This window comes from Marinomonas balearica (genome assembly GCF_004362145.1).
GTDB classification, from domain to species: Bacteria; Pseudomonadota; Gammaproteobacteria; order Pseudomonadales; family Marinomonadaceae; genus Marinomonas; species Marinomonas balearica.
The window spans coordinates 196,800-212,607 of record NZ_SNXC01000015.1 but is presented as its reverse complement, the minus strand read 5'-3'; the positions used below and the strand labels follow the sequence as shown (position 1 = coordinate 212,607).

At 43.8% G+C, this 15,808-nt stretch carries 16 protein-coding genes; 8 read left to right on the top strand and 8 right to left on the bottom strand.

Translation table 11 applies throughout. The annotated features are described in order from the left end of the window. Nucleotides 1-66: 66 nt before the first annotated feature. The 7 genes from DFP79_RS16150 (at nucleotide 67) to DFP79_RS16120 (ending at nucleotide 7,249) form a co-directional block, all read left to right on the top strand. Complete coding sequence (locus DFP79_RS16150; RefSeq protein ID WP_133504980.1) at nucleotides 67-1,158, top strand: methyl-accepting chemotaxis protein; 1,092 nt, start codon at nucleotides 67-69, stop codon at nucleotides 1,156-1,158. A 236-nt stretch (nucleotides 1,159-1,394) separates the two neighbouring features. Next, nucleotides 1,395-4,193 (top strand): monovalent cation/H+ antiporter subunit A, encoded by a 2,799-nt coding sequence (locus tag DFP79_RS16145; protein WP_133504979.1) that lies wholly within the window; start codon nucleotides 1,395-1,397, stop codon nucleotides 4,191-4,193. Next, a complete protein-coding gene (locus DFP79_RS16140; RefSeq protein ID WP_133504978.1) occupies nucleotides 4,193-4,561 on the top strand; it encodes a Na+/H+ antiporter subunit C in 369 nt (122 codons plus the stop codon). Before DFP79_RS16145 ends, DFP79_RS16140 begins: the two co-directional genes overlap by 1 nt. Beyond that, nucleotides 4,562-6,085, top strand: coding sequence for a monovalent cation/H+ antiporter subunit D (locus DFP79_RS16135; protein ID WP_133504977.1), 1,524 nt, complete (start codon nucleotides 4,562-4,564; stop codon nucleotides 6,083-6,085). Then, nucleotides 6,085-6,570, top strand: a complete 486-nt coding sequence (locus DFP79_RS16130; RefSeq protein WP_133504976.1) for a Na+/H+ antiporter subunit E — start codon at nucleotides 6,085-6,087, stop codon at nucleotides 6,568-6,570. Before DFP79_RS16135 ends, DFP79_RS16130 begins: the two co-directional genes overlap by 1 nt. Continuing rightward, nucleotides 6,564-6,833: a K+/H+ antiporter subunit F gene (locus DFP79_RS16125; RefSeq protein WP_133504975.1), complete on the top strand. Its 270-nt coding sequence runs from the start codon at nucleotides 6,564-6,566 to the stop codon at nucleotides 6,831-6,833. The genes DFP79_RS16130 and DFP79_RS16125 overlap by 7 nt, the downstream gene beginning before the upstream one ends. Nucleotides 6,834-6,844: 11 nt before the next feature. Further along, complete coding sequence (locus DFP79_RS16120; protein WP_133504974.1) at nucleotides 6,845-7,249, top strand: Na+/H+ antiporter subunit G; 405 nt, start codon at nucleotides 6,845-6,847, stop codon at nucleotides 7,247-7,249. A gap of 207 nt (nucleotides 7,250-7,456) precedes the next feature. On the opposite strand, the gene nhaD is transcribed toward DFP79_RS16120, so the two are convergent. Further along, nucleotides 7,457-8,716 (bottom strand): sodium:proton antiporter NhaD, encoded by a 1,260-nt coding sequence (nhaD, locus tag DFP79_RS16115; protein WP_133504973.1) that lies wholly within the window; start codon nucleotides 8,714-8,716, stop codon nucleotides 7,457-7,459. A gap of 241 nt (nucleotides 8,717-8,957) precedes the next feature. Here nhaD and DFP79_RS16110 point away from each other — a divergent pair, with 241 nt between their 5' ends. Next, nucleotides 8,958-9,263, top strand: a complete 306-nt coding sequence (locus DFP79_RS16110; RefSeq protein WP_133504972.1) for a hypothetical protein — start codon at nucleotides 8,958-8,960, stop codon at nucleotides 9,261-9,263. Nucleotides 9,264-9,354: 91 nt separating this feature from the next. Here the strand turns inward: DFP79_RS16110 and DFP79_RS16105 are convergent, their stop codons facing one another. The 7 genes from DFP79_RS16105 to DFP79_RS16080 all read right to left on the bottom strand — a co-directional run bounded on the left by DFP79_RS16105 (nucleotide 9,355) and on the right by DFP79_RS16080 (nucleotide 15,802). Further along, nucleotides 9,355-9,795, bottom strand: coding sequence for a GNAT family N-acetyltransferase (locus tag DFP79_RS16105; protein WP_133504971.1), 441 nt, complete (start codon nucleotides 9,793-9,795; stop codon nucleotides 9,355-9,357). 244 nt (nucleotides 9,796-10,039) lie between these two features. Then, nucleotides 10,040-10,741, bottom strand: coding sequence for a DUF1826 domain-containing protein (locus tag DFP79_RS16100; protein ID WP_133504970.1), 702 nt, complete (start codon nucleotides 10,739-10,741; stop codon nucleotides 10,040-10,042). Continuing rightward, entirely contained in the window at nucleotides 10,738-11,949 is a 1,212-nt protein-coding gene (zigA, locus tag DFP79_RS16095; protein ID WP_133504969.1) for a zinc metallochaperone GTPase ZigA, read from the bottom strand. The genes DFP79_RS16100 and zigA overlap by 4 nt, the downstream gene beginning before the upstream one ends. Nucleotides 11,950-12,143: 194 nt before the next feature. After that, nucleotides 12,144-13,475 carry a GGDEF domain-containing protein gene (locus tag DFP79_RS16090; protein WP_133504968.1) on the bottom strand — a complete coding sequence of 444 codons (1,332 nt, stop codon included), beginning with the start codon at nucleotides 13,473-13,475 and terminating at the stop codon, nucleotides 12,144-12,146. 196 nt (nucleotides 13,476-13,671) lie between these two features. Beyond that, on the bottom strand, nucleotides 13,672-13,833 hold the full coding sequence (locus tag DFP79_RS17910) for a protein-tyrosine phosphatase family protein (protein ID WP_166637721.1): 162 nt from the start codon (nucleotides 13,831-13,833) through the stop codon (nucleotides 13,672-13,674). 122 nt (nucleotides 13,834-13,955) lie between these two features. Next, nucleotides 13,956-14,738, bottom strand: coding sequence for a DNA-binding transcriptional regulator KdgR (kdgR, locus tag DFP79_RS16085; protein ID WP_133504967.1), 783 nt, complete (start codon nucleotides 14,736-14,738; stop codon nucleotides 13,956-13,958). A gap of 128 nt (nucleotides 14,739-14,866) precedes the next feature. Beyond that, nucleotides 14,867-15,802: a sugar kinase gene (locus DFP79_RS16080; protein WP_133504966.1), complete on the bottom strand. Its 936-nt coding sequence runs from the start codon at nucleotides 15,800-15,802 to the stop codon at nucleotides 14,867-14,869. Between the last annotated feature and the right edge of the window lie 6 nt (nucleotides 15,803-15,808).

Genomic DNA, 15,808 nt, shown 5'->3' with positions numbered 1-15,808 from the left:
TATCAATTTTCTCGTCTCTTCCCACTGATAAAATGCAGTAATACTTATAAATATATCGAGGATCCCATGTTTACATCAGGCGCACTAAAACAAGAATTAAGCCAGTTGAAGATCGAGTTCATTCAGGCTCAAAAAGAGAAAGATGAGATGGAACATTCTCTGAACCAGCAGTTGCAAGACGCAAGAGCGGAAATTGCTTTGTTAAAACACGCAACTCACAATGAAGAGAATCTTTTGCTATCGCAACTTCGTGGCGGTGATATGTTACAAACCATCCGATCAGGTCTTGCAAATAATGCAGAAGAGCTTTCACATGAAAAGAGCAAATTGGAAGAACTGGATCAAACATTTGATCAAACAAACAAGGCGTTGGCTCAATTAGAACAAAGAGCCATGGCGATTAATGAGCAGGCTGACAGCAGTATGGAAGCGGCAACCATACTTGATAATACGGCAAGCGGGATAAGTCAGCTGGTTAGCAATATCCAAGAAATATCAGATCAGACTAATTTACTTGCACTTAACGCAGCCATTGAAGCAGCGCGAGCAGGCAGCGCAGGCAGAGGGTTCGCGGTGGTCGCTGATGAAGTACGTAATTTAGCGGCAAAAACACACTCAGCGAGTGAAAAAGTGGAATCGCTGGTTAATAAAGTGATTCAGCAAACTCACCATATTAAAGACAGTGTTGCTAAGAACCAAAATATTGCCTTGGATGTCTCTTCCTCATCAGAGCAGATATCCGCCGTGGTAGACAACGTCATCGACTCCTCTTCTCATATGCAGACCGTCATCGACATTGCATCAACACACTCTTTTTTAAACACCGTAAAACTCGATCATGTCGTTTGGAAAAATGACGTTTACCAACGCTTGGCCAATCAAAATTACTCGGAAGAAGTTAACCAGCATACTCAATGCCGACTGGGAAAATGGTATTACGAAGGCTACGGCAAAGCAGCTTTTGCACAAAGCTCTAATTTCAAAGCCATTGAGCGACCTCATAAACAAGTTCACGATTCAGGCAGAGCAGCGTTACGCTCCGCAGAGCAAGGTAATACAAAAGAAATGTATCGCTATCTTGATAATATGGAGGCAGGGAGCCTTGCAGTCGTTGCGAGCATTGACAAGCTGATGGAAGAAGTCGCGGATCAAGGCTAAACACCCTATTCACCATGAACATATTGCGATTGAATCACTCAAGTCGATGAACTGCCTTTCAGTTCATCGACTCCCTCCTGTCTATTATAATTCGTTTTTATCTTTGGATATTACTTAAAAAATCTACCTAAGATACGCCACGTTCGCTATAGTAATACTCAATCTGGATAAGAACTTAGTTCCCGTTTCGTTGTGAAGGACGATCTGGAAAGAAATCATTGTAAGGAGCTCTTCACTTGAACTCTCTAATATGGATACCCTTGTTACCCTTAATCGGAACCTTGGTACCCTTATTTTCGGCTCGTTATAGCCGAACAGCTTGTGCGTTTTTAACGGCAGGGTTACCCGCTTTAGCATTGTTTTTAATCCTTTCAAAAGCACCCGAGATATTTGACGGGCAAGCTTTTCATGCTGCGATTCCATGGATTCCCAGTATGGGGCTCGAACTGGCCTTTCGTCTCGATGGTCTGGTGCTGCTTTTTGCCCTGCTTATTCTAGGCATCGGGCTACTTGTTATCCTTTATGCTCGCTACTATTTATCCGATCAAGATTCGATAGGAAAGTTCTATTCTTATCTGATCTTCTTTATGTTCGCCATGTTAGGCGTGGTTATGTCGGATAACTTGATTCAAATTTGGGTTTTCTGGGAATTAACCAGTATTAGCTCATTTTTGTTAATCAGCTTCTGGGGACATAAATCAGACGCACGTAAAGGTGCGCGTATGGCATTGGCCGTAACCGGTGCGGGCGGCCTTGCTCTGTTAGCGGGTTTGCTGATTCTAGGTCAGGTTGTGGGTAGTTACAGCTTACAAGACGTACTCGACAGCGGCGACCTTGTGCGAGCAAGTGCGAGCTACCCTGTTATTGTTGTGTTGGTGCTTTTAGGCGCGTTTACTAAATCCGCTCAGTTTCCGTTCCACTTCTGGCTGCCCAATGCCATGGCTGCGCCGACACCAGTAAGTGCTTACTTGCACTCTGCAACAATGGTGAAAGCGGGCATATTCTTAATGGCACGTTTTTATCCAACTTTGGCAGGTACAGAGCTTTGGTTCTTAATTGTAAGCATGACAGGGCTTGCGACCTTCCTACTTGGTGGCTACCTCGCTCTGTTCCAGCACGATTTAAAAGGGCTATTGGCCAATTCCACGATCAGTCATTTGGGCTTGATTACCTTGCTATTGGGCATGGGCACAGACCTTGCGCTAGTGGCAGCGATTTTCCACATAATCAACCATGCGACCTTTAAAGCCTCGCTGTTTATGGCGGCAGGGATTATCGACCACGAATCGGGCTCGCGGGACATGCGGCAACTAAACGGTCTCTGGAAGTACATGCCCTATACCGCCACGCTTGCCATGGTTGCCTCCTCTGCGATGGCGGGTGTGCCTCTATTAAACGGCTTTTTGTCTAAGGAAATGTTCTTTACCGAAACGCTGCATCAAGGCTCTCTTGGTTCGCTTTCTTGGATGGTGCCCGTTATGGCGACGTTGGGCGGCGTTTTGTCGGTGGCGTACTCCACTCGCTTTATCCACGATGTATTCTTTAACGGCGAGCCAATCAATTTGCCCAAAACACCGCATGAACCACCACGTTATATGCGAGTCCCTGTCGAGATTTTGGTATTTTTATGTCTTGTGGTCGGAATGTTCCCAGGCTTTGTAGTGGGCGATTTGCTCTACGCCGCGTCAGGTGCAGCATTAAACGACTTCGTTCCCTACTACAGCTTGGCTGTGTGGCACGGTTTAAACTTCCCGCTTCTTATGAGCTTTATCGCACTTATTGGCGGGTTATTCCTGTATTACAATCGCCAGCACTTGTTTAAGTTCCAAGCACAGTTCCCTGCGAGTGACCCTAAACTCGTGTTTGAAGGGATCGTGCAACAGATCTCCAGACGTGCAGAACAGTTTATGGCCATCGTTGATAACGCATCGCTTCAGCGCTACATCTATTTTGTGTTGAGTCTTACCATTGTCATGAGTGCTATTCCCCTGTTGGATCTAAACACAACAGCGGGACGTCGACCTGAAATTCCTGTCGATGCGCTGTCGATTACTGCCGCAGTACTTCTTACTATCTCTGGGCTTGCGACGGTACTCTGGCACCGTAAACGTATGGTCGCGCTGATTACGCTTTCTGTTGTCGGGTTGGTTGTGACTTTGGCATTTGCGAAGTTCTCTGCACCCGATTTAGCGCTTACTCAGCTGTCTGTTGAAGTGGTTACTATTATCCTGCTTATGTTGGCTTTGTTCTTCCTGCCACAGAAAACACCAAAAGAATCGTCACCTCGTCGTATTGTGCGTGATTTGGGTATTGCGGCGATGTTAGGCGGTATTGTTGGCACCATCAGTTACGCATTGATGACTCGTCCACTCGACACTATTTCTGATTTCTTCCTTGCGAACAGCAAAACCGGTGGCGGTGGTACTAACGTCGTGAACGTAATACTCGTTGACTTTCGAGGGTTTGATACCTTGGGAGAAATCACCGTTCTAGGAATCGCTGCATTGGGGATTTACAAGCTAATTGCGCGTATGAAGCTCTTTATGCCCTCTAGCGATCTAAACGGCCGTCCTTGGTCAACAGACAGCCATCCAATTTTGTTGGCGGTTATTTCTCAGTCTCTGTTGCCACTTGCTTTGCTTGTATCCGCTTATATATTCCTTCGTGGACACAACTTGCCAGGCGGAGGCTTCATCGCAGGCTTGATTACCTCGGTGGCGATTATCCAGCAATACGTTGCTCACGGTGTTGATTGGATGAAGAGTCGTATGAAGCTCGATTATCAAGTCATGATTGGCTCAGGTATTACGATCTCAGCACTAACAGGTGTTGGCAGTTGGTTCTTTGATCGACCTTTCCTAACATCTTGGTTCGATTATTTCTATTTGCCAGCGATCGGTAAATTCGAGTTGGCCAGTGCCATGATATTTGATTTAGGTGTTTACCTTACTGTCATCGGAGCCACGATGTTGATTCTTGCGAACTTAGGCAAACTGACGACCAGTGAGCGACCTGTTTTAGAGGAACATGATTAATGGAAGGTTTATACGCATTTTGCGTTGGCATTTTAACAGCCTGCGGCATTTTTCTTACAATGAGAGGACGTAGCTTTTCTGTGGTTGTCGGCCTCACTCTCTTATCTTACGCGGTCAACCTGTTCCTATTTGCTAGTGGCCGTTTGAAATTGGATGCCGCTGCCGTGTTAGGGCAATCCGAAAACTACAGTGATCCATTACCTCAAGCGTTGGTATTAACTGCGATCGTAATCGGTTTCGCTATGACGGCGTTTGCCGTGATATTGGCCATGAGAGCCCGTGCTGACTTGGGTAACGATCATGTAGATGGACGTTTACCGTCGTCTATAGAGACGCGAAAATCTGGCAAACAAGGAGGCCAGCGCTAAATGCAGCACCTTGCTATTCTTCCTATTATTCTGCCTCTGTTAACTGGGGCCCTTTTATTACTACCGCCATTTAGCACTACGCTTGCGCGCCAACGTGCGATTGGCGTTGCATCGTTCGCACTTCAAATTGTGGTCGCTGCTATTTTGCTAATGCAAACTCATAATGAAGGCACTACTCAGTATATTTTGGGGAACTGGCAAGCGCCATTTGGTATTGTGTTAGTCGCTGATTCAATGTCTACCTTGCTGGTTTTGCTTTGCGTATTTCTCGCTTTCTGCGCGCATTTATACGGTTGCGCTGGCGATGACAAAGAAGGTGCTTACTTTCACCCTCTGTTCATGTTTCAAGTTATGGGGATCAACGGTGCTTTCCTGACAGGCGATATTTTTAACCTTTTCGTATTCTTCGAAATCTTGCTGATCGCATCCTACGCGTTGTTGATTCATGGCGGGGGAAAACAAAAGACTCAAGCAACCGTGCATTACGTGATTTTAAACTTGGTCGGTTCCAGCATCTTCCTATTTGGGCTAGGCATTCTTTACGGCACATTGGGTACGCTCAATATGGCGGATATGGCGGCTAAAGTCGGTTCGTTGGAAGGAAGTAATGCAATCTTGGCGAAAATCGGCGCGTCTATGCTCTTGGTTGTATTCGGACTTAAAGCAGCGTTGCTACCGCTGCATTTTTGGTTACCGCGAACCTACGCTAGTGCCAGTGCTCCAGTCGCAGCCATTTTTGCCATTATGACCAAAGTTGGGATCTACAGCATTTTCCGCGTCCATATTATGATTTTCGGCGACGATGCAGGCGAGCTCGCTAACATAGCGCAAACGTGGTTATGGCCGTTGTCTTTGCTGACAATTTGTATTGGAACAGTCGGTATTTTTGCGGCGCCAACACTCAAATTGCTCGTTGCTAATATGGTGGTCTTGTCTGCGGGGAGTTTGCTGGTATGTGCCGCCTTACAAAGTGAAGTGGCAACCGGCGCTGCGCTTTATTACTTATTACACAGTACCGTTGTCACTGCGGGGCTGTTCTTATTAGCCGACATTATTGCGAAACAACGAGGCAAAGCCGAAGATCGCTTTGTTCGATCTAAAGCGCTTAAACAACCCATATTTTTGGGTATTGGGTTTGCAGTGGGCGCGGTTGCCATTATCGGAATGCCACCGCTTTCAGGTTTTGTTGGTAAGATTTTGATTCTTCAAGCGGCTCAATCTACCGCGGAAATGATTTGGGTTTGGCCTATTATGCTGATCAGCAGCCTAGCAGCCTTGATCACATTGTCTAGAGCTGGCACGACTTTGTTTTGGCGACATTCTGGTGGCGTTCAAGACGATGCACCTGAGGCAAGTTATGTACAGTTATTAGCGGTATTCTTACTGATGGCAGCCTCCCCTTTATTAGCTCTATTTGGTGGATCTGTCGTCGAAATCGCACAAACTGCAGCTCATACACTGCATGACCCTAATTTGTCTGTGCTGCCGCTGCTACCATCTATTCAATCTGGAGGAGTTCAATAATGCGTCTTCTTCCTATGCCAATGCACAGTCTTCTGCTTTTTGTTGTTTGGCTCATGCTTAATAATTCTGCCAGTGTCGGCCACATCGTTCTGGCGCTCTTTTTCGCCATTACTATCCCGTTGTTAACCTCTGGGATGCGCGATGAAAAACAGAAGATCAAAAGACCATTCTTAGCGGTTCGCTATTTCTTTATGGTATTGGGCGATATTATCACGGCGAATTTCGAAGTCGCGTGGTTAGTCGTTGGGCCTTTGAAAAAGCTGCAGCCTGGATTTATCGCGATTCCAATCGATATTGAATCGGATCTAGGCATTACCATTCTTGCGAGTACAGTGTCTCTAACACCGGGTACGGTCAGTGCGGAAATTTCAGAAGACAAGCAATGGCTCTACATTCATGCATTGCATTTAACAAATGAAAAAGAACTGGTTGATACGGTGAAGACACGCTATGAAAACCCCATCAAGGAGATTTTAGGATGCTAGATTGGGCCCTTTTTATTGTCGCCATTTTTATCTGTATCGCGTTGTTTTTAAATTTATGGCGTCTGATGGTTGGACCAAAACTATCGGATCGTATTCTCGCACTCGATACAATGTACATTAACACCATCGCTTTGCTTATGTTGTATGGAATTCACATGGGCACGTCTTTGTATTTTGAGGCCGCACTCTTAATCGCCATGCTTGGTTTTGTCAGTACTGCAGCGCTTTGTAAGTACTTACTTCGTGGCGACATTATTGAATAGGAAAATTGACTATGTCATTTTTGGTAGAAACCATTATCAGTATTCTTCTCGTATTTGGCGGCATATTTTTGCTGGTCGGATCGATTGGTCTCGCGCGCTTACCTGATATTTATACGCGTTTGCATGCACCAACAAAAGCGTCGACATTGGGTATCAGTGGTGTCTTAATTGCTTCCATGATCTATCACTCAGTTCACACAGGTACGTTCTCTGTGAATGAGTTACTCATTACTTTGTTTTTATTAATTACAGCGCCTGTAGCCGCTAATATGATCGCTAAAACAGCACTGCACCAAGACACAAAGGCCATTGAGAGAACAAAGGGCCAAGAGTTGATGGAAACCATCAAGGAACGACGAGCACCGACACTGAGCGAAGAACAGACCGATACGACACAAGAGAATAAGCAGGTTTAGTTTTATTGCTTAACGCTCTATGACTTCGCGCTATCGTATTTAGTGTTTTGGTACAATTCAGTAGAAATAAAAAGGCCAACCTGATCAGGTTGGCCTTTTTATTTCTCTTTCGATTAGCTCGTAGTTCGTCGCCTTAAACTGTGGAAAACCAAGGCGGATATCCACAGTTGTAAAGTGCATCCATGCGTTGAATACTTTAAAGGGGCATCAACCCGCTCCCAACACTGTCTCAGCTAGGAACATGGATGCAGCGTAACCTACCGTATAAACGATCAGCAATAAGAAGCTGTAGCGCGCGTAAGAGCCAAACGTCAATCCTGATACTTTGCTCATCGCCACGATACCCGCTGCAGATCCAATTACCAATAACGAGCCGCCCACACCAACTGCGTAGGTCAATCCAAGCCATTCTGCCTCTGTCATTACGATGCCCGCTTTTAGCAAAGCTGCCGTTAATGGAACGTTATCAATCGCAGCAGACAATATCCCCATCACGTAGTTTGCGACTACAGGAGGCATGACTTCATACATTCTGACCAAAGCATCCAATACTTCGATCTCTTTCAACATACCAACAAGCAACAAGATACCAAGGAAGAACAGAAGCGTTTCAAACTCAATTACACGGATGTATTCCAAGATCGGTGTCTCATCTTCGTCTTCACCGTAGAAGCGCGCTACTAGGAACATAACAGACAAGCCTAATAGGAAGGTCAACACTGGAGGGATATTGAACAGTACATTCGATACTATCGTGCCGATAATTGTTGTAAGAAAGATCGCAGCAATGGCTAAATCTACGCCTCGAACATCCGTTCTACGAATCTGAACATGTACGGTTTCAGACATGCCGCGAGACAAGAGTATCGCCAAAGCAAGTACGGCAATAAAGGCAGGAAGAGATAACATCAGCAAATCAAGGATACTGACTTTGTCCGCCAAAAATATCATCAAGGTCGTAACATCGCCTGTTATCAGCGAGACACCACCAGAGTTAACTGAGAAAACCACCAAGGTTGCGAAACGCACCGTTTTCTTGGTTGAAAGGTTAAGCGACAAAATTAAGGTTACAGAGACCAAAGTCGCTGTAATGTTGTCTGCTAACGAAGAAAAGACAAAACAGAAAATCGCGGTCAAAAACAGAAGTCGTCGCTCACTTATTTTTTTAGGCAAAAACAAGTGAATAAGGTTCTCTATCATACCTTTCTGGTTGAGATAGGCGACAAATGTCATTGCAGCAACAAGGAACAGCCATAAGCTGGCTATCTCAGAAATATTTTCTAAAAAGCCTTCATTCACCGCCCCTTCATGACCCGCATCATGAAAGATAAACAGTAGAAACCAAGAAAGCGTACCTAAAAACAGTGTTACTTTAGCTTTGTTAACATGAATCACGTCTTCCAAAACCACACCTAATAACGCAATGACAGCTAAGCCAATTAATATAAATTGCAATAAAGCAGGCATTTAACGAACCTCAATGGGAAAAATAATTGTTTTGCGCCTTCTCCAGAACGCAGCGTGCACATTCTACAAACCTTCTACAGAATCGCCTACCTTTTGAGCGGTTTTTTTTGAAATTTCCTTACAAAATTTGTGTATTAGCAGTCAATTCTGAAAGAAAAATACAAAAAACAAAATCTGTTTGCTTTTTAACCAATAGTCGCCAATACTAATATTATCGTGCGTCTAATGAACAGTGACCGCTATGACTATTAACTCAAACGAGGGTTTAAACCTCTATCAGCAATCTCTTTACAATCTCAATAAGGCTACGACCCAGAGAGATGCAGCTGACCGCTATCCACCAGAAAAGGAAGAAGTAGCCCTTAGCTCAGCATCACAGGAGCTGTTCCAACGCTCAAAAGAAGCAGCGGAAAATACAGCGTCTGAACTGCAAGAAGAAAAGAACTTCATCCAAATTTCCAGTAGCATCGGCCGACATTCTCGCGTTACTGGGTTAAGTAACGAAGAAGCAACCGACCTATATCGATCAATTCAGAGCTTAGGTTAAAGCTCATTTGGCACTATTATGCCTAATCTCTCCCGCTGTCGCCCTGATAAATCTCAATAATGAATGATGTACTCAAAAAATAACGATGCCGCTATTTATTGGGGTTTAAGTAAACATTGGGGTTCCAAACCTGCATCAGGCGGCTCACTTGCTCAATAGGCTCGAAACCGTATTTTGAATACAAAGTGTGAGCGTCCTTTGTTGCGAGCATAATACGACGAAGCCCTTGAAGATCGGGGTGCGACACAATATGTTCCATTAGACGTTTTGATAAGCCTTTTCCTCGATGCTCTTCTAGAATAAAAACATCTGCCAAATAGGCAAATGTGGCTTTATCCGTAATCATTCTGGCAAAGCCAACTTGCTGGGGTGGGTTAGATTCTAAAATTATCGCAAAGCAAAGAGAGTTCTCGATCGCTTTTTTTAACGTCTCCTTCGGAATATTTTTAGCCCAATAGCTGTCCGTTAGAAACGAGTGAATAGAATCAAAGTCAAACAATGCGGGATCTGTTGATACAAAATAACGGTTCATTTTACGGCCTACTACACTCTAATCGATTTATAGAAACCTTTGCACGATGACTGCACTCTCCAATACAGTGTTATAAACAAACTCAAAATGCTCATCTATAACGCATAAACTCCGCTTTTTCGTCTATTTTTGCCTCGTCTTGGCTTTGCTCGTGACTTCGTGCAAAAGTCTCTTATAACAATAAATTAATTGGCTATTAGAAGCGTGTAAAAAATGCATTTGATAAAACATTTTGATAAGTAGTTTAGGCAAAATCAAAGGTCACGAGTAACCTAACTTCATCTTCAGATACGTCTGGAGAACGGTGAACCGCTCCTAGCGATTCGTTGTCAGGCCATTTTTCTCCCTTAAGTAATGCAACGTCTCCAGCTTTAAGTTGAAGCTTAACGGTATCTTTCGCCATCAAACCAGAGATTTCGTCCGCTAATCCGTCATTCCCTCTTCCAAGCTTCGCCCTATTGATGTTTGAGTTTTCAAGCCATTGAGTAGCTGGCCCACAATACGTCGTAACAAGTCGACAAGGAACTTGATCCACATGAAATCTTGGGCACATTGCGCGTTTAACTAAAGCAATACGCAAACCCACTTCTTCAAGTTCAAACAGGCAGGAAAAGGCATCGAACAACAAAGCTATATCATTGATGAGTATGTCGCGCCCGTCAAACTCAGGAAAGATACGTCGTAATGTCGTATCGATGCTTAAGACCGATACGGTTTCACTGTGTGAAAATACTTTCGTACGCTCAGAAAGAATAGAGACCAAATGTTCAACAGCCTCTTCTAACGCTGTTTCTAAAGTTCGATTCCACGCGACAAAGTTTAGCTCGCTCTCATATATTTGAGAGATGTCCACCAGCTCCTCTACAAGGTGACTTGATCGGCAAAAAACCGTTTCAACAACTTCTCGATGAGAGCTTTCAGTGGAAGAGGAGGCAGCTAAACTCATGCAACCTCCTCATCCCATTTTGGAAACGGGTCTGACAACGAGCGCCAATACTCTTGACCTTCTAACACCTCGTCTTCCGAAAGTAGGCACTGATCTAACGCGTCAATCATTGCTTGTTTATTTAACTCTTGGCCAATAAATACCAACTCTTGCCGCATATCTCCAAACGGCTCATGCCAATCCTTCATGATGATATCAATGGATTCTTGGTCTTTTGGCCAACGATCTTTTGGTAAAGCGCGCCAAAACATGCCGGCAAAACCGTATTGCGCAACCCCACCAGCTTGACTCCATTGACCTGCAAACTGAGGCCTTGATGCCAACCAAAAATACCCCTTTGAGCGGATGAGCTTACCGTATTGCGTCGTATTGTGGAGTAAGTTATAAAATTTCTCGGGGTGAAAGGGTTTACGAGCAATATAAGAAAAACTGCCAATTCCATACTCCTCAGTTTCTGGCACATGCTCTCCTCGCATCTCTTTCAACCACCCCGCGGACTGCTGCGCTTTTTCGAAACTGAACTTTCCGGTGCCCAGCACTTTTTCGATTGCTATGTTTCCTTTCTGAATCGGAATTATGTCCGCTTCCGTATTGAGCGTTCTTAAAATAGCGCTCAACCTAGCCAACTCTTTTTCGTCAACAAGGTCTGTTTTAGAGATAAGCAGAATATCGGAAAATTCAATTTGATCGACAAGCAGATCAGACACACTCCGTTCGTCTTCTTCTCCTAAGCTTTCCCCTACATCCGCTAGGTATTTGCCTTGCTCATAATCTTTGAGGAAGTTCACTGCATCAACAACGGTGACCATGGTATCTAACGTGGCAATGTCGGAGAGACTAACACCCTCTTCACCTGCGAAAGTGAAAGTTTCCGCTACTGGCATAGGTTCCGAGATGCCGGTTGATTCAATAACCAAGTAGTCGAAACGTCCTTCATTAGCGAGCTTTCTTACTTCTAAAAGCAGGTCTTCCCTTAGCGTACAACAGATACACCCATTACTCATTTCAACCAATTTTTCTTCTTTGCGATTCAGAGAAACCTCTTGTTGAACAAACGTGGCATCAAGATTTATCTCGCTCATATCATTCACAATGACGGCCACTTTGAGGTTGCTTCTATTGTTTAAAATATGGCTTAGAACGGTGGTTTTGCCCGCTCCAAGGAAACCAGACAACACGGTAACAGGTAATTTTTTTATTAATTGCATGGAAATAACCACTTAGAAGGAAATACATTAATTATGTTATAACATAACAATATGTTTTTATCAAAACAGCAGACTGTACGAGTAGAGTTCGCTCAATTTGGGTCTTAATTAGTTTTCGCTGGTTTTTGTGAGGTAAGCGTTACTGAGGCGTAAGTATCTAGCTGTGTATACCTAAATACTTACGCGCTTCGAAATTATGACGCGTCAAAATGGATGCTATTTCGTCCCGCTTTTTTAGCACGGTATAAGTTGTCGTCAGCCGCTACATATAAATCGCGGATATTCACGTCGTCATTCGGCGTCATAGACGACACACCAATACTCATCGATACATAAGCCGATGCGTCAGAGGCTTCATGGACAATAGCGGCACTGTTCAGTTGCGCCTGAAATGTTTGCAAGCGTTCTGATATATCATCATAGGTACAATTCGGGCAGAGTAACGCAAACTCTTCCCCTCCTATCCGAGCGGCTAGAGCACCGTCCATTTCAAGCGTATCACTCCAAAGCTGAGCGACACGCCGTAAACAATCATCGCCGCGTTCGTGACCGTATGTGTCATTAAACTGTTTAAAATAATCGATGTCTCCAATCACTAAAGTAATGGGTGTTTGAGCGCTTTTACTGGCACTCCAAAGGTTATCCAAAACATGGTTAAATTTCCCTCTATTGGCTAAACCAGTCAGCGCATCCTTTTCTGCTCGCTCAACCAGCTCTAGTTTGTCTTGTTGTAACTGTCGATCTCGCATTTCGTATTGATATAACGTATCTAATAGTTTTTTACGCGGCGCGCTCAACAGTTCATTGAGCGGTAGAGGACTACTCACAAATTGCGCGAACTGCTTTCGAGAGATCACATAAAAAATCATTAGAGGCACACTGAAAGACGCTGCCAGTATCGCTTTGCCCGTCACGTTTCCAAAAATAATCTGGATAACATCCGGATGTGAATTCAATGCAATTAGTGGGAACAGAACACCATCGAGACACAAGATTGAGATAAAAGTAAGAGTGTAAATGATCGCTAGATGAGACAGTTTCGAGGTAATTCGACGCGCTTGAATAAAGACGATCAGCATCAGTATGATTTCTAGAAGAATCAACGCTCCTCCTAGTAATAGAATTTCGATAGACACTTTAAATATATCGGCTGGGATCTCTACAGGCTTTGAAATCAAATCTGATTCCAGTAACCACGCTGTATAATTGAAGCCAACAAAAACAAACGTGTCGACTAAAATAAGAAGCCGCAACATATTTCGAAATGTGCCCGTATGATGTTCACTGATTATTAACATAACCGCGGTCATCATAAACGCTCCGTACGCAAGGTTCCCCCCTGAGATATAGGCCGTCTCTGTTACCTGATATGAAAACAACGCTCCCGCTAATCCTCCAACTACGAGAATAATACCCATGTAAGCATACAAGGCAGGGGAACGGAATCGAGCTGGCATCATAGCCGCATAAAGAGGAAAAGCAGAAAACAAAACGACATTAATTATAAAAGCAAGGAACGTGGTCATAAAAGGTACCAAGGTTAATGAACTCACCTACCTGCGATAATAAATAATAGACCAAGTAGTCTAACAGACTTGATTCACTGCGATCTCAATTTCCCGCAAAAAATAACACAATTTCGTCACGCTTAAGTCATAAAAAGAGCTTAGTCTAAGAGCGGTAAACGGTCGATATTCGAGAGTAAGTTAATGACTTGGCGTATTAAATCATTGCTTTTACTGTGTGCACTTTTTCTGGGGCAGGGCTGTTCCAATAAACAGGTGTATGAACTACTTCAAAGCCGCTGGCACTACGACTGTACGGAGCTCCGCCCCAGTCAAACGAATGACTGTATTGCGCAACATAACATGAGCTATGAAGCATACGAGCGCTATAGAAAAGGGGATTTTTAAGAGTGGATACTGAGTCGAATTTCTAATCGGCTGGCGATTTTAAAAAACCACCGAGCCAATCAGACATCGTCAGTATCGTATTGTGAAATGCAATTAAGATGCGTTATAACCCAGCTTACTCGATACTTTCTCACAGCTTTCTTTTAACAAGGCTATGTAGTTCAACTTATCTTCGTCGCTGTGTCGTAACGTAGGGTAAGATAAGCTCATACCTGCAATCACATTACCAAATCGATCGTAGATTGGCGCAGCAACACAGCGTAAACCTTCTTCTTGTTCTTCAACGTCTTCGCCAAACCCTTGCTCTCGAACAATTTTTAATTCGTTCAGTAGCGATGAAACATCTAAATGAGTCTTTTTAGTCGAAGGCAAAAACTCGGTTTCAGCTAAGATGTCTTTCACTTCTTGCTCGTCTTTCTCTGCGAGAAGCACCTTGCCAATTGCGGTACTGTATAAAGGATTTCGACGCCCAATACGAGACTGCATACGTAAGTTATATTGCGCATCTACTTTGAAAACATACACAATGTTATCCGCATCACGAATACCTAAATGAAGGGCTTCATGTGTTTGTTCACCGATGCGATTCATATACGGTTCTGCAAGCTCAACGAGATCAGAATACTCCAGCGCTTTAGCGCCTACTTCAAACAATTTTAATGTTAGAGAGTATTTATCCGAATCCCCTTCTTGACGAACATATCCAAGCATTTTCATCGTCTGTAAAAAACGATATACAGTGCTTTTTGAGGTCATAGCCAATTGAGACAACTCAGTGACACCCAACGACTTTTGAGTAGAAAGCGCAGATAAAATTGCAAACACTTTCATTACGGAGGAAACAGGTTCTATTTGAATTTCGTCGTCATTAGCCATAGTATTTTATTTTTTCTGAAAAAATATTGTGAAAAGTATAAAAAAATTAACTTCAACTTGCCATTAAACTTATCCCGCATTTGTTACAAATCTGAAATATTTACGTTTCAAACAGTTCATAACGAATATCAAGCTGACTCAAGCTTCATCCGCTCTTTCGAGATAATTGCACCGGGGTATTGAATGACTCTTGATGCTATAGAATGCCCTGCTCTAGCGGACTCTTCTGGTGACTTCCCTACGATACGACCGTAACAATAACCTGCTGCAAACGAATCACCCGCTGCGGTTGTATCAACGATATTTTGCACTCGCTGTGCGGCAACCTCGCTGCGTTTTCCTTCAACGTCGATTAAACAGGGCTCTGAACCTCGTTTGATGACAATTTCATTCGTAGGCGTTCGCGCAATCACCTGATCAATGGAACCGTAACCCCACAATAGATGCTCATCGTCTTCTGTTAAAAGCGCAATTTTCGATAAAGATAACACTCTCATATAATAAGCCTGACAGTCTTCTTTTGTAGGCCATAAAACCGGACGATAGTTGTTGTCAAAAAGAACATTTCCCCCATCTGCAACATAACGGTCGAGTGCGTTTAATAGAGTTTCTCGCCCTTTATCTGTCAGTATTGCTAGACTGATGCCAGACAAATACAACCAACCAAATTCGGATAAATGGCTCGCTAGAGATTCCGTTGTTTCATCGTCAAAAATGTATTTCGCGGCGGCATCATTTCGCCAATACTGAAAAGAACGTTCACCATTATCCGCTACGGAAATTTGGTAAAGGCCTGGGAGCTTGTTAGGAGAACGCACCACATAACTGGTATCAATGCCTTCTTTTTGCCAGAGATCCAGCATCCGATCACTCAAAGCATCACAACCTAATCCAGTGATATAGCTGATTCGGTATGATGCTCCCAATAATCGTTTCAAGTAAACGGCCGTATTAAAGGTGTCTCCACCGTACGACTGCGTGAGGGTTGAAAACATGGTTCCTTGTAGCTCAACCATACATTCTCCAATCACCCCAATACGACAACCTCTCTCTTTATTTAGCATTCACTC